Genomic DNA, 14,626 nt, shown 5'->3' with positions numbered 1-14,626 from the left:
TTTCAATAAAAATGAAAACTTCAATTATAGAAAATAAAAAAATTGCCATTATTGGCAGTGGTCCAGTTGGACTGACTACAGCTAGAATTTTACAAATTAATGGTGCTGATGTTACGGTTTACGAAAGAGATAGTAATGCTCAAGCCAGAACATCGGGCGGAACTCTAGATATTCACTCCGATTCTGGGCAATACGCGATTCAGAAAGCGGGTTTGATGGAGGAATTTAAAAAATATGCCAGACCAACAGGTGAGAAAATGGCCGATATAGAAGGAAACATCACTTCTGACGAAATGCCTGACGAAACCAATGCTTTCTCACGCCCAGAAATTGACCGTAATGATCTTAGAAAAATTATGCTGGACAATCTTAAAGAAAATACCGTTGTTTGGGATAGTCAATTGATTAATCTCGAAAAACATGAAAACCAATATGTTTTGGAGTTCAAAAACGGTACAAAAACAACTGCCGATTTTGTTATTGTGGCAAATGGAGGAAGATCAAACGCCAGAAAATTTGTAAGCGATCAGGAACCACAACTTTCGGGAACATATATTATTCAAGGCGAAATTGCAAATCCAGATCAAGATTACCCTGAATTTAAACCGAAATACGGAAACGGAAATGTTATGGCAATGGGCGAACATAAAATGTTTTACACACACACTATGCGCGATGGTTCTGTTCATTTTGGAGTTTCTTTTAAAGCAGATGAAGATTGGATTTCGAATCACGGAATTAATTTTGAAGACGATCAATCTGTAATTTCTTTTTTAAACGAAACTTTCGAGAACTGGGGAGATGATTACAAAAAATTCTTTGCTGTTTCTACTGAATTTTCTGGTTTGCCTTTGAGATTATTCTCCTTAGAAGAACCATGGAAAGAACATTCAAATATTACGCTTGTTGGCGACGCAGCTCACTTAATGCCACCATTTGCTGGCGAAGGTGTAAATATGGGACTATTTGATGCTTTCCATTTAACCGAAAATTTAACCAACGGAAAATTTGAAACCATCGACGAAGCAATTGCTGATTACGAAAAGAAAATGTTTGGTTACGCATTAGAAGCGCAAAGAATGACTAAAAAAATGGAAGATTTATTGCATTCTGATATTGTTGCTGAGGATATTTTGAGTAGTCGTGGCATGTGATTTTTTTTCACCATATAAGTCTATAAGTTCTTTTATATAACGTTTGTCATTCTGAGGAACGAAGAATCACACGCAGGATTCGACAAAGACATAACACAATCTTGTCATTTCGAACGAAGAGAGAAATCTTCACAAGTGGCTCGCCAAAGATTGATGATATGCTTTACGGAGCTTCTTACGAAGATTTCTCGTTCCTCGAAATGACAAAATTGTGGAGAACTTTGACAAAGTTTTTTTTAAAATCTGAACAAATAAAAAAGGCGTAAGAATTAAATCTTACGCCTTTTATTTTATAATGAAAACTAAAAATTATCTAGAATAATTTGGAGCTTCTTTTGTAATCGTTACGTTATGCGGGTGGCTTTCAGTGATTCCGCTTGAAGTAATTCTCACGAAACGTCCTGTTTCTTGTAAAGTAGGGATATCTTTTGAACCACAGTATCCCATACCTGCACGAAGACCTCCAATAAATTGAAGCATACTTTCGTTTAATTCTCCTTTGTAAGGAACACGTCCAACGATTCCTTCTGGAACTAATTTCTTAACGTCATCTTCAACATCTTGGAAATAACGGTCTTTAGATCCTGTTTGCATTGCTTCAACAGATCCCATTCCGCGGTAAGATTTGAATTTTCTTCCTTCAAAAATGATAGTTTCTCCAGGAGATTCTTTTGTTCCTGCTAATAATGAACCTAACATCACACAGTCAGCACCTGCAGCGATTGCTTTAGGAATATCTCCTGTATAACGAATTCCACCATCGGCAATAACTGGAACTCCAGTTCCTTTAATAGCCGCAGCAACTTCTAAAACTGCTGAGAATTGAGGGAAACCAACACCGGCAACGATACGTGTAGTACAGATAGAACCTGGTCCGATTCCAACTTTTACTCCATCAGCACCATTTTCTACTAAATATTTAGCAGCTTCTGGCGTTGCAATGTTTCCAACCACAACATCTATTTGAGGGAATTTTGATTTTACTTCTTTCAATACATTCACTACACCTTCTGTATGTCCGTGAGCTGTATCGATAATAATAGCATCTACGCCAGCAGCAACTAAAGCTTCAGCTCTTTGAACTGCATCTCCAGTAACTCCAATTGCAGCAGCAACTCTTAAACGACCAAAAGAATCTTTATTAGCGATTGGCTTTTGAGTCAGTTTTGTAATATCTCTAAACGTAATTAGACCAACTAATTCGTTTTTATCGTTTACAACTGGTAATTTTTCGATTTTATGACCTTGTAAAACTACTTCAGCTTGCTCTAATGAAGTTCCTTCAGAAACCGTTACTAAGTTTTGGCTTGTCATAACCTCAGCAATTGGTCTTGCTCCGTTTTTCTCGAAACGTAAGTCACGATTGGTAACAATTCCTTTAAGGATTCTGTTTTCGTCAACGATTGGAATACCGCCGATTCCGAATTCTTTCATAGCATTTTTAGCATCAGCAATTGTAGAGTTCATTGGTAAAGTTACCGGATCGATAATCATACCTGCTTCTGCACGTTTTACTTTTCGAACTTTTCCTGCTTGCTGTTCGATAGTCATATTTTTATGTAAAACACCAATTCCGCCTTCTTGTGCCATAGCGATTGCCATTGCACTTTCTGTAACTGTATCCATAGCAGCAGATACAATTGGAACGTTTAATGTAATGTTTTTTGAGAATCTTGATTTAATGCTCACTTCGCGAGGAAGCACATTCGAGTAGTTAGGTACTAATAATACATCGTCGTAAGTTAAACCTTCGCCGATAATCTTGGAGTTGTGTGCTATCATGGTGCAATTTCTAGTTGAATTGCGTGCAAATATAGTGAATAAATTGGTAACTTGAATACTAACTTATTCATAAATTTGACTTTACACGAATCGTCTTACAAAATAATATGTCCTAGCCCAGATAGAAATGGAAAGCCACGAAAAGCTAAAATGCATTTTTTTCTGGCTTAAAAAAGCGACCAAAGGAAGCTCTTTTTATGCCTTGAAAAAAAGTATTTTGGCTCGAGTGCTTGAAATGGATAGCTGGAAAAAGCTTCTAATTATTACCTAAAAGACTAATCGCCCTTGTCTTGAAAAACAAAGTTGATTCCGAGTTGAAAAGCTGCACTACTAGCTTTGGAAATATCTTTATATTCTAAAACATTATTGACTAAAGCATAAATATTTACAGGACCAATTGTTCCTGCAAGTCCTAAGCCAATGTTTTTATTGGAAAAAGTATCTAGAGTATAAGTTGCTTTAAGATCTAGTTTTTTAAAAATATTTCTTCTGTAAAAAGCTGTTATAGCAAATAAAGGCACTCGAGGTGCAGACATTGCAAAGACCTGCGCTCCTACTGCATTTTTATAATATTTATCGACTTTTCCGTGACAATTACATTCGTCATCAGGACGCGCTTCTCCAAATGAATATTGAATAGAAGAATAAATCTTTGTTGGGCGCCAAGTTGTATACTTATGATATAAGGTATCTCTTGGTATTGCTTTATCAAATTCGTCGAAGACATTTTCTGGATCATCAGAACCTAAAAAATCAGGATTAGCGCCATTGTAACGATAGGTTCCTTTATATGTTAGGGTTTCAATATCTTTAGATTGCCTTACAAAACCTAAATCTACAATACTTGCTGTAAACTGCAAATTGTCTTTTATATAATAGGTAATTCCTGCATCTACTCCTAAACCAAGACTTCCGTTAAAAAAAGTATTATTGGTAAGATCACGAGCTATATTTCCGTCATATTCATCCTTCGTAAAACTCGCAATTCCAGAGGTTTTTAATTCTAAATTAGAAGAAATAACCTGATTGTAAAGGTTTGGAGTTCCTGCCTGTTGGCCTGTGTATATGTAACCAGAATTTTTTGTCGAAGTAGCATTTGCACCGCTTGAGTAAATTTTGGCACGTCCTCCGTAAACAAATTTATCATTGACTTTTTTATGAAATCCGACATGAAAAACAGAAAGCACTTCGGCTTTCATATTCAAATCGCCTAGATTGAATGATTTACCAATATAATCTCTGTTTCCGTTTAAAGCTAACAAAGCCAAATCTTTTGGAACAAACATAAAAAAATCGAATTCCTGATACAAACCAAACGTAATATAGGAACGGCTTTCTCTGCCTCCTATTCTGAATCCGCCAGAAAACAATTCTAATTGCTGATTTGTAACTACTTTATCATTACTAGAAGATTTATTGACAACATCTCTCACTTTCTGATTAAAATCGACTCCATCTTTTGAAAATAGATCATAAGCCGAAAAACTGCTGGAACCCACATTTGCTGAAATTCCAGATAAAACCGGAAATCCAAAATAATATTTATACGAAACATCAGCTCCCGGATTTACTAGTGAAGATTGTGGGATTGAAGTAAAATTATATAACAACTCTCTGTTTTGCGCAAAACAAGAAAGATGAAAAAACAAGCAAAGAATTAGGGTTTTTCTCATTCAATTACCAAATAAGCCGTTGCACTTGATCTTAATTTTAAATTTCCTAGACTCTCACTATTTAATGGAGGTCCGGCAGCAATTACTACTACAAAACCAATTCTTTGGGTTTGCTTTAAAAGATCTAATCGCGCGTTTTCAAAAACTTCTGTTGGGTATTTTATAATATTTGGTGTTCCTGAATAGGCGGGAACGGTAAAGGATAGGGTTTGTAAAATCTGATTCCCTTCGCTAAGCAAGAGCATATTTATAACAAAAGAACGATTTATATTGTTTTCGATTTCAAAATCAAATTCGGCTTTTTTAAGACGATCATTAAAAAATTTATTTTTAAAAATATCAAAATCTCTTACATCAGGATAAATATTAGTTCCGCCATCGTCTACAAGTTTGTTTGCAGGAATATCAAAATAAGCAAGGTTTGCTACAAAAATAGGTTCGATTTTAAAATCGTTTACCTGATCAAAATCTAAGTCGCTTGAGCAGGAAAATAATAGAAAAACTGAAAAAAGTATACTTGAAATTTTACTTAGCGAGCTTGATCTCATGAGAATAATTATATCAATACTAATGTAACGTTTAATGTTTACAAACCGTATCGAAGGTAAGAAAATATAACTATTTTTTAATGAAACTTTCCGAACAATTTTGAAGCTTCGTTGTAAGCGCTTTCGAAGCTAAGAGAATTAAGTCCGGTTATTTTTTTATTTGCAGTAAAATAAGAAACGAGCTTTTCTGTCGGCATATTCCCTGTCAGTTTATCGGTTGCCATTGGGCATCCTCCAAAACCTTGAATAGCGCCATCAAAACGGATACAACCTGCTTTTGCTGCGGCATCAATTTTTTCGAACCAGCTGTCTGGAGTTGTATGCAAATGAGCTCCAAACTCAATTTCAGGATATTTCGGAATTAAATCTGAAAACAAATAGGTAATTACTTCTGGTGTAGAAGTTCCGACAGTATCAGAAAGCGATAAAATTTTTACGCCCAATCCTGCCAATTTTTCTGTCCATTCTGCAACAATTTCAACATTCCAAGGATCTCCATACGGATTACCGAATCCCATAGAAAGATAAGTTACAACCTCTTTCTTTTTTTTATCGGCCACTTCAAGAATTTCTTCAAGAGTAATTAGAGACTCTGCAATAGTTTTGTGCGTGTTACGCATTTGAAAGTTCTCTGAAATAGAAAATGGAAAACCTAGATATTGAATCTGCTCATAACTTGCAGCTGTTATAGCACCTTGTGTATTGGCAATAATAGAAAGCAGTTTACTGGACGTTTGCGACAAATCAAGCTGTTCTAGGACTTCGGCAGTATCCTGCATTTGCAGAATAGCTTTTGGAGAAACAAAACTTCCAAAATCAATGGTATCAAAGCCAACTCGCAACAAAGCTTGTATGTAAGTAACTTTATTTTTTGTTGGAATAAAATCCTTAATGCCTTGCATGGCATCTCGAGGGCATTCGATAATTTTGATTTCTTTACTCAAAGCTTATTCTTTTGTAAAGGCTAAGTTAGTTTCTTTTTTAATGAAATAAAAGAGAATTTTAGCGCAATACTATTTATTACAAAATACTGTAATAGCTTTCATTATTACCAAAAAACGTAATATTTTAAAATATTACCAAAAAACGTAATAATTAATTTTATTACTTATATTTGTAATAGAAAGTTTATTATTTTTTAATTATATTTGATTATGACTAGTGTAATTACAGGTGACATAATTGGTTCGAGACAGCAATCTGAACATTGGGTCGAAGATTTAAAAAAAATCTTGGCTCCATTTGGTCATACGCCAAGTCAATGGGAGATTTATCGTGGAGATGAGTTTCAAGTTGAAGTAACCAATCCTGAAGATGCATTACTAATTGCTATTTTAATAAAAGCTCATTTACGATCTATAAAATCTGATGCCCGCATGAGTATTGGTTTTGGAGACAAAACACATCAAGCTGAACGAATTTCCGAAAGCAATGGCTCTGCTTTTATAAATTCGGGAGAACTTTTTGAGACTTTAAAAAAACAGAAAGTCACCTTAGCGCTTCGAACTGGAAATAGTGATTTTGAAGAAAAATTGAATTTAATGCTGCAATTGGCATTAACCTTTATGGATAGCTGGCTGGTACAGTCGGCAGAATTTGTCGCTGTCGCCATTGAAAATCCGACTTTGTCTCAAGAAGAATTAGGACAAAAATTAGGCATTAACCAAGCTGCTGTCAGCAGAAGACAAAAACGTGCTCAGTTTGATTTGGTCATGAATTTAGACAGATACTTTAGAAAACAAATAAAACAACTTATAGTCCCATGATTTTATTTATAAAACTGCTTCTTGCTCATTTGTTAGGTGATTTTATCTGGCAGCCCAATTCTTGGGTCGCCGACAAAGAAATTAAAAAACACAAAAGTATTTACCTGTATATCCATATTTTACTGCATGGAGTTTTAGCCGCAATTTTGGTGGGCGAAATCAGCTTTATTCCTTACGCAGTTTTAATTGCTGTTACACACGGAATTATCGATTTAATCAAACTGAATTTTCAGAAAAACAAAACCAAACGTACTTGGTTTATTGTTGATCAAATTGCGCATATTCTTGTTCTAATTGGTGTAGTGCTTCTTTATGAAAACAAAACCATAATTAACTTTTGGCAGAATAATACCTTTTGGATTCTCATTACTGGAATCTTACTGTTAACCAAACCTACTTCAATTTTTATAAAAACTATAATCTCAATATGGGCTCCTGAAAGCAAAAACAGCCATCAGGATAATTCTCTGATAGCTGCTGGAAATTATATTGGTATTTTAGAACGCTTGTTTGTTTTCGGATTTATTTTAACAGGACATTTTGAAGCAATCGGATTTCTATTGGCCGCAAAATCTATTTTTAGATTCGGAGATTTAAAAGAAGCCAAAGATAGAAAATTGACCGAATATGTAATGATTGGAACTTTAATCAGTTTTGGAATTGCAATACTTACTGGATTATCCGTTCAAGCGTTACTTTTATAATTGCTCTAAAACTTTTTTGTTGATTGCTTTTATCAATGCTGGGCCTTCATAAATAAAACCGGTATACAATTGCACCAAACTTGCTCCTGCATTTAGTTTTTCAATTGCATCATCTGCAGAATGAATTCCTCCCACTCCAATAATCGGGAATGCTTTATTGCTTTTTTCCGAAAGAAAACGAATGACTTCTGTAGAACGTTTTGTTAAAGGTTTTCCAGACAAACCTCCAGTTTCTGTTTGATTGGCAGATTGTAATCCTTCTCTTGAAATTGTAGTATTTGTAGCAATTACACCTGCAATTTGAGTTGTTTTTACAATATCAATAATATCCAATAATTGCTCGTCTGTTAAGTCTGGAGCAATTTTTAAAAGAATTGGTTTTATTTTTTGAGTGCTTGTTTTTTGCTTTTCAACATTTCTGTTCTGCAAAGTTTGCAGTAAAGCCGTTAACGGTTCTTTATCTTGTAGAGCTCTCAAATTTGGTGTATTTGGCGAACTTACATTCACTACAAAATAATCTACATGATTAAACAAAGCATCGAAACAAATGATATAATCTTTTACAGCATCTTCATTATCGGTTACTTTATTTTTTCCGATATTTCCTCCAATCAAAACACCCGAATTCTTTTTCAAACGTTCTACCGCTTCCAAAACACCGCCATTATTAAATCCCATTCGGTTAATAATCGCTTGGTCTTCTTTTAAACGGAACAAACGTTTCTTCGGATTTCCTTCCTGTCCAACTGGCGTTACAGTTCCTATTTCGATAAAACCAAAACCAAAATCACCAAGTTCTTTATACAGTTTTGCATCTTTATCAAAACCAGCTGCAAGTCCAACTGGGTTTTTAAATTTAATTCCGAAAACTTCTTTTTCTAATCGAGCATCTTTTACTTCATAAATTGATCTTATAATTGCCGAAACTCCTGGGATTTTTGAAATGAATTTTACAAAAGAAAAAGTAAAATAATGCACTTTTTCAGGATCAAAACAAAAAAGTATCGGGCGAATTATCAATTTATACATAAGAGTTGTGTTGTTGTTATTTTGGCTGCAAATTTAGATATTATAGTTTAAAAAGGTGTCTTTTTAAGAAAACAAATTAGAAGAGTTTTTTAAACTCAATTAAAATTTAAAATGCAACAAGAACATTTGAAAAACTTTATAAATGGAAAAAAACTTGTTGCAAATTCCATTTTTAATGTTGCAAATTATAAAATGAAACAATGTTAGCCTTAAAATAAGCAACCTTGGACTGCTTATTATTTAATTTTGAGTGAATTGAAGAAAATTTGAGTAAAATGAAGAAAAACTGCATTTTAAAAACAAACAAAAACCCTATGAAAATTTAGCTTTTCCAAATAAAACCAAATTACATTATAGAAACAGCTTACATTCTTACTTAAAAATATTTTCTAGAGAATCAAATCATTTTAGTAGAACATCAATAAATAATTAATACGACAAAGTTATGAAAATCAATATTACACTTAAGAAGAGTATGTATTTGTTCTTACTATGTCTCTTACCGGGAATAACCCCAAAGGCTTCTGCACAGGCCGACCCTCAACAAGTAACTAAAGAGCAGTTTAAAGGAAAAATTAGTCTTGACGTTCGCGATTCTAAAGAAGACTGGGGACCTTATACTCCTAAGGCTGCTCCCAAAGGCTCCCCAAATATCTTATTCATTTTATACGATGATACCGGATTAGCCGCTTGGTCCCCTTATGGAGGAGCTATTAATATGCCTACTATGCAAAAATTGGCAGATAATGGTTTGACTTATACACAATGGCATACAACAGCATTGTGTTCGCCAACACGTTCTACTCTATTAACAGGACGTAATCACCATTTAAACGGAATGGCAGCAATTACAGAAGCTGCTGCAGGATATCCTGGCGCAAGTGGAAGATTACCAAAACAAGTTGCTACCATCGGACAGGTTTTGCAGGATAATGGATGGAGTACTTTTTGGATAGGAAAAGACCATAATGTTCCTGAGCAGGATGTCGCATCTGGAGGAGACCGAAGCACTTGGCCTCTTCAAATGGGATTTGATCGATATTATGGATTTCTTGGAGGTGAAACCAATCAATGGTATCCTGATCTAGTAGAAGATAATCATTTTGTTGACGCTCCAGCTAGCCCAGAAGATGGTTATCATTTGTCTAAAGATTTAGCAGATCACGCATTAGAATATCTTCGTGATCAGCAAGCAACAAATCCTTCTAAACCTTGGTTTATGTGGTATTGTCCTGGTGCAAATCATGCTCCTCACCATGCTCCTCAAGAATATATCGACAAATACAAAGGTAAATTTGATGGAGGTTATGAGGCATATAGACAATGGGTTTTACCTCGTATGATTGCAAAAGGAGTAATTCCTGCAGGAACTAAGTATGCTCCATTTAATCCGCTTCCTAAAAATGTTGCCAATGAAGGTGATGCCGTTTTAGAATGGAGCAAATTAAGTGCCGACGAAAAGAAACTATTCTCGAAATTGGCTGAAGTATATGCTGGTTTTTCAGAATATACTGACGCTCAAGTGGGACGTGTAATTGATTATTTAGAAAAAACGGGGCAGTTAGAAAATACAGTAGTTATTTATGCTGCAGACAATGGTGCTTCAGGAGAAGGTTCGCCTTCAGGCTCTGTAAACGAAAACAAATTCTTTAACGGATATCCTGATGAATTAAAAGAAAATTTAAAATTGATTGATAAATTAGGTGGCCCTGATACTTATGAACACTACCCTACAGGATGGGCAGCCGCTTTCTCAACTCCATTTAAAATGTTTAAAAGATATAGCGAATATGCAGGAGGAACTTGTGACCCGTTAGTAATTTCTTGGCCAAAAGGAATTAAAGCCCGAGGAGAGGTTCGTAATCAATTTCATCATTCAACAGATATCGTTCCAACACTACTTGATATTTGTGGAGTCGAAATGCCAAAAGTATATCGAGGAGTTCCACAATACCCGTTATCTGGAGTATCCATGCGTTACAGCTTTGATGCTACACCTGATGCAAAAACACAAAAACACATTCAGTATTTTGCAATGCTTGGTAGCCGTGCTTTATGGAAAGATGGATGGAAAGCTGTTGCTTTACATACTCCATTGGTTGGAAAAGGAAATTTTGACAAAGACGAATGGGAACTATACAACACAGATGTTGATAGAGCCGAAACTAACAATTTAGCTAAAAAAAATCCAGACAAATTAAAAGAATTAATTGCTGACTGGAATGCAGAAGCTGCTAAAAATCTTGTATTACCACTAGATGACCGTTCTGCAATCGAAGTTTTAGGAATTGAAAGACCTTCATCTGAAGCTCCTCGTGATCAATATGTTTACTATCCGGGAACTGCCCCAGTACCAGAAGGGGTTGCCGTAAATGTACGTGGCCGTAATTATAAAATTGTTGCAGATGTTGATGTAAAAGATGCGAATGCTTCGGGAGTAATTTTTGCTCACGGCTCTCGTTTTGGAGGACACTCTTTGTTTTTGAAAAACAAAAAATTATACTATGTATATAATTTCTTAGGAATTTCTCCCGAGCAAAAATTCGTTTCAAATGTTGATATTACGCCAGGAAAACATGTTTTTGGAATGGAATTTACTCGTGAAAAAGCAGGTCCAAATGGCGAATCAATAGGAACAATGAAATTATATATCGACGGAAAAGAAGTTGCTTCTGGACCAATGAGAACGCAAAGTGGTAAATTCACGCTTTCTGGTGATGGTCTTTGCGTTGGATTTGACAGTGGCGATGCTGTTAGTAGCGAATACAAAACTCCAGGTACTTTTAAAGGCGGAGAAATTATTGGAGTAGGTATTAACGTGGGCAAAATCGAGTATACCGATTTAAACAGCGAAGCAAAAAGAGCCATGAAAAGAGATTAATAAAAACATTTAATTTTAAGAGGTATTTGACATTAACAGGTAACTGTACAGCAAATACCTCTTTTTTTCTTCAAAATAACTATCATTCATTTTGAAAATTAAAAAGTTAATAAAATGTTGTACGTAAAACGTTATTTCAAAAAATCATCTTTAATTTCACTCCTTTTTTGTTTAACATTTATTTATTCAAGCCAAATTACAGCTCAGGAAAACGAGGAAAAAGAAGCATTTAGTAGCCACCATCAAATCGGCATTTCTATTAATCATGTTCATGTTTTTGAAGGTCGGGACGAAGAAGGAAATCACGAGACATTAACCCTTCCGGCGTGGGGAATTGATTACACTTATCAATTTCATGAAAAATGGGCAATTGGCCTACATACCGATTTTATTGTTGAGAAATTCAAAGTAGAAAAAGTATACGAAAGCGGAAATGACAAAGAAACCGTAGAAAGAAGTTATCCTATTGCTCCTGCTCTAATGGGAATTTATAAACCTAATGAGCATTGGAGTTTTCTTTTAGGATTTGGAGGTGAATTTGCCAAAGAGGAAGATTTTTTCCTGACCAGAGCAGGAGTTGAATATGGCTACGAACTGCCAAAAGGCTGGGAAATTTTCGGAACTGTCAGCTACGATTTCAAATGGAATGCCTATGACAGCTGGGGAATTGGTTTAGGAATCGCAAAAAACTTTGGAGGAAAATAATTTATACCAACCTATTGATCTTATGTATAGCACAAATAAACCAAATCGCATTTCTAAATATTCCCTCTTAGTTTTTCTTTTACTAATTGGTTTCAAAGGATTTTCGCAGCAAGAAAAGGACACTACCAAACTAATGAATGTTCGTTATGGCAGTAAAGGAATTGAATTAGAAACCCGTGACAAAAAGTTTCTCTTCCAATTAGCAAGCCGACTTCAATTTCGTTTTTCAACACCAAATGATACAGACCCTTTAACTTATGATGATTATAGCCAAGACGCTAAAACGACTTTCAAAATAAACCGTGCCAGATTAAAAATTGGCGGTCATGCTTTTGAACCTTGGCTTAAATACTATTGGGAGTACGAATTAAGCCAGTCCAATTTATTGGATTTCAGAATCATGATCGAAAAATGGGATTTTCTGAGCTTTAAAGTTGGGCAATGGAAAACAGAGTTTACGCGAGAACGCTTTATTAGCAGCGGCGAACAGCAGATGGTTGACCGATCTCTTATTAACCGCCCGTTTACTGTAGACCGACAATTAGGAGTTGAAGTTTACGGTCATTTGAAAGGTGCCGGAATTGCCGATTTTAATTATTGGGCTGCAGCTTTGACAGGAACAGGACGCGGAAGCACGTCTAATGACGATAATCATTTAATGTATTTTGGAAGAGCACAATGGAATTTCTTAGGCAGATTTCTTGATTTTGAAGGCTGTGATTTAGAATTTCATGAAAAACCAACTCCAATTATTGCCTTTTCAGCCATCACAAACCGAAGTCCTTACACACGTTTCTCGCAAGCTGGAGGAGGTTCTCTAGACGGGTTCGAAGATGGCCTTCCAGGACAATACAGAGTCAATCAATGGAATTTGGAAAGCGCATTTATGTATCGCGGTTTTTCTTGGCAGAGCGAATGGCATACCAAAGAAATTATAGACAAATACAATAATAATGATATGACTGTAATGAAAGGCTATTATGTTCAAGCTGGATATTTCTTTCATAATGTTTTTAAATGGTGGCCAAAACATTTAGAAATGGCTGGACGACATGCCGCCTATAGACCTGATAATTCTATAAGAGAAAATAGACAAGACGAATCTACTTTGGCATTTAACTGGTTTTTCAAAGGACATAAAAACAAACTAACTTCAGAAGTAAGTTATTTTAGTTTTCAAGATAAAACACTTCCTTTACAAGAAGGGTGGCGATTTAGAATACAATGGGATATCTCATTATAATTCAAACTTTTAATTCATTAATTCAAAACCAACATTTTTTTTTCATAACTTTAAATCACATAAATTGCTGAATATGAAAAATATATCGAAAACAGTAAAAAAACTGGCACTTTTAATGTGTTTGACCGGAACTTTTTTGTTTATTTCTGTTGACAGTTTAGCACAGCGTCATCGCGGCGGCGGCGGAGGTGGCGGATTTAACAGAGGCGGCGGAGGGGCAGCTCATACTCGTCCCGCAAGACCAGCAACGCAATCTAGACCAAATGTGAGTAGACCTACCACAACAAGGCCAACAGCAACGACTAGACCAGCCGCAACTAGACCTGGAGCAAATAACTCGGGAACTAAAATAAATAGACCTTCTAACAATTCCAACAGAAACAATACGGTAAATAGAAACAATACAGTAAATAGAAATAATACCGTAAACAGAAACAATGTTGGTAACAGAAATACCAACATAAGCGGTAATAACGTAAACAGAAATAGAAATAACGTCAACATCAATGTTAACAACAGTGTTCATGTTCGCAATAATCGAAATACAGTAGTTCGTCCCGGATATAGACCATACACACGTCCACCTTATGTATACGGCGGTTACAGATACAATTGCTACCATCCTTATTATCCACGCCCTTACAGACCTTTTTATTGGGGACCAGTTTGGCATCCTTGGGGATTTTTTGTTGCAACTCTAGCAACTACAGCGATTATTGTTAGTGTAGAAAATCAGAAATATCACTACGACCAAGGAGTTTGGTATACCTCGACAAATGGCGGTTATACTGCTGTACCTGCACCAGTTGGCGGAACTGTAAATAATATTCCGAGTGGCGCTGAAACAGTCAATACAGGAACAGTCAATAATTACTATTACGGAGGAACATATTATGAAAAAGACGGTGAAAAATATACTGTCGTTGCCCCTACTGCTGGAACAATTGTAGAAAACTTGCCTGAAGGCGGAGAAGAAGTGACAATTGGAGATGTAAAATATGTAAAATTTGGCGAAACCTATTACCAGCCTGTACAAGTTGATGGCAAAGATAAATATGAAGTAGTTCAAGTTGAAAAAGACAGTTAATTTCATTAATTCTATAAAACTAATATACTTTTACAAGTTATTTTATTAATTTTA

General features: G+C 35.4%; 12 protein-coding genes. 7 read left to right on the top strand and 5 right to left on the bottom strand.

The annotated features are described in order from the left end of the window. Positions 1–11: 11 nt before the first annotated feature. Positions 12–1,154 (top strand): FAD-dependent oxidoreductase, encoded by a 1,143-nt coding sequence (locus tag OZP10_RS15970; RefSeq protein ID WP_281631771.1) that lies wholly within the window; start codon positions 12–14, stop codon positions 1,152–1,154. Positions 1,155–1,463: 309 nt separating this feature from the next. Here OZP10_RS15970 and guaB read toward each other — a convergent pair whose 3' ends face one another. The 4 genes from guaB to OZP10_RS15950 all read right to left on the bottom strand — a co-directional run bounded on the left by guaB (position 1,464) and on the right by OZP10_RS15950 (position 6,101). Continuing rightward, on the bottom strand, positions 1,464–2,936 hold the full coding sequence (gene guaB, locus OZP10_RS15965) for an IMP dehydrogenase (protein WP_177210436.1): 1,473 nt from the start codon (positions 2,934–2,936) through the stop codon (positions 1,464–1,466). Positions 2,937–3,211: 275 nt separating this feature from the next. Next, positions 3,212–4,609 carry a DUF5723 family protein gene (locus tag OZP10_RS15960; protein WP_281631770.1) on the bottom strand — a complete coding sequence of 466 codons (1,398 nt, stop codon included), beginning with the start codon at positions 4,607–4,609 and terminating at the stop codon, positions 3,212–3,214. After that, the gene (locus OZP10_RS15955; protein WP_281631769.1) at positions 4,606–5,157 is read right to left on the bottom strand and encodes a hypothetical protein; all 552 of its coding nucleotides are present in this window, start codon (positions 5,155–5,157) and stop codon (positions 4,606–4,608) included. Before OZP10_RS15955 ends, OZP10_RS15960 begins: the two co-directional genes overlap by 4 nt. Before the next feature lie 77 nt (positions 5,158–5,234). Continuing rightward, positions 5,235–6,101, bottom strand: a complete 867-nt coding sequence (locus tag OZP10_RS15950) for a beta/alpha barrel domain-containing protein (RefSeq protein ID WP_281631768.1) — start codon at positions 6,099–6,101, stop codon at positions 5,235–5,237. Positions 6,102–6,311: 210 nt separating this feature from the next. Here OZP10_RS15950 and OZP10_RS15945 point away from each other — a divergent pair, with 210 nt between their 5' ends. Together OZP10_RS15945 and OZP10_RS15940 are read left to right on the top strand one after the other, a co-directional pair. Next, on the top strand, positions 6,312–6,923 hold the full coding sequence (locus OZP10_RS15945) for a hypothetical protein (protein WP_281631767.1): 612 nt from the start codon (positions 6,312–6,314) through the stop codon (positions 6,921–6,923). Continuing rightward, the gene (locus tag OZP10_RS15940) at positions 6,920–7,627 is read left to right on the top strand and encodes a DUF3307 domain-containing protein (protein ID WP_281631766.1); all 708 of its coding nucleotides are present in this window, start codon (positions 6,920–6,922) and stop codon (positions 7,625–7,627) included. The genes OZP10_RS15945 and OZP10_RS15940 overlap by 4 nt, the downstream gene beginning before the upstream one ends. Here the strand turns inward: OZP10_RS15940 and OZP10_RS15935 are convergent. Continuing rightward, positions 7,622–8,656: a quinone-dependent dihydroorotate dehydrogenase gene (locus tag OZP10_RS15935; RefSeq protein WP_281631765.1), complete on the bottom strand. Its 1,035-nt coding sequence runs from the start codon at positions 8,654–8,656 to the stop codon at positions 7,622–7,624. The genes OZP10_RS15940 and OZP10_RS15935 overlap by 6 nt on opposite strands. 445 nt (positions 8,657–9,101) lie before the next feature. On the opposite strand from OZP10_RS15935, the gene OZP10_RS15930 reads away from it, so the two are divergent. From OZP10_RS15930 to OZP10_RS15915, 4 genes are all read left to right on the top strand, one after another. Continuing rightward, positions 9,102–11,537, top strand: coding sequence for an arylsulfatase (locus OZP10_RS15930; protein ID WP_281631764.1), 2,436 nt, complete (start codon positions 9,102–9,104; stop codon positions 11,535–11,537). A 114-nt stretch (positions 11,538–11,651) separates the two neighbouring features. After that, a complete protein-coding gene (locus OZP10_RS15925; protein ID WP_281631763.1) occupies positions 11,652–12,242 on the top strand; it encodes a hypothetical protein in 591 nt (196 codons plus the stop codon). Positions 12,243–12,264: 22 nt separating this feature from the next. Continuing rightward, positions 12,265–13,485, top strand: a complete 1,221-nt coding sequence (locus OZP10_RS15920; RefSeq protein ID WP_281631762.1) for an OprO/OprP family phosphate-selective porin — start codon at positions 12,265–12,267, stop codon at positions 13,483–13,485. Positions 13,486–13,558: 73 nt separating this feature from the next. Then, positions 13,559–14,572, top strand: coding sequence for a DUF6515 family protein (locus OZP10_RS15915; RefSeq protein ID WP_281631761.1), 1,014 nt, complete (start codon positions 13,559–13,561; stop codon positions 14,570–14,572). Positions 14,573–14,626 lie beyond the last annotated feature (54 nt).

Source organism: Flavobacterium luteolum (assembly GCF_027111275.1).
GTDB lineage: Bacteria > Bacteroidota > Bacteroidia > Flavobacteriales > Flavobacteriaceae > Flavobacterium > Flavobacterium luteolum.
This window is presented reverse-complemented; position numbering and strand designations above follow the sequence as displayed.

What these genes read in the sequence shown, in the direction of transcription:
- OZP10_RS15970 (WP_281631771.1), top strand. Translation starts at nt 12, where the DNA reads ATGAAAACTTCAATTATAGAAAATAAAAAAATTGCCATTATTGGCAGT.
- guaB (WP_177210436.1), bottom strand. Translation starts at nt 2,936, where the DNA reads ATGATAGCACACAACTCCAAGATTATCGGCGAAGGTTTAACTTACGAC.
- OZP10_RS15960 (WP_281631770.1), bottom strand. Translation starts at nt 4,609, where the DNA reads ATGAGAAAAACCCTAATTCTTTGCTTGTTTTTTCATCTTTCTTGTTTT.
- OZP10_RS15955 (WP_281631769.1), bottom strand. Translation starts at nt 5,157, where the DNA reads ATGAGATCAAGCTCGCTAAGTAAAATTTCAAGTATACTTTTTTCAGTT.
- OZP10_RS15945 (WP_281631767.1), top strand. Translation starts at nt 6,312, where the DNA reads ATGACTAGTGTAATTACAGGTGACATAATTGGTTCGAGACAGCAATCT.
- OZP10_RS15940 (WP_281631766.1), top strand. Translation starts at nt 6,920, where the DNA reads ATGATTTTATTTATAAAACTGCTTCTTGCTCATTTGTTAGGTGATTTT.
- OZP10_RS15935 (WP_281631765.1), bottom strand. Translation starts at nt 8,656, where the DNA reads ATGTATAAATTGATAATTCGCCCGATACTTTTTTGTTTTGATCCTGAA.
- OZP10_RS15930 (WP_281631764.1), top strand. Translation starts at nt 9,102, where the DNA reads ATGAAAATCAATATTACACTTAAGAAGAGTATGTATTTGTTCTTACTA.
- OZP10_RS15925 (WP_281631763.1), top strand. Translation starts at nt 11,652, where the DNA reads ATGTTGTACGTAAAACGTTATTTCAAAAAATCATCTTTAATTTCACTC.
- OZP10_RS15920 (WP_281631762.1), top strand. Translation starts at nt 12,265, where the DNA reads ATGTATAGCACAAATAAACCAAATCGCATTTCTAAATATTCCCTCTTA.
- OZP10_RS15915 (WP_281631761.1), top strand. Translation starts at nt 13,559, where the DNA reads ATGAAAAATATATCGAAAACAGTAAAAAAACTGGCACTTTTAATGTGT.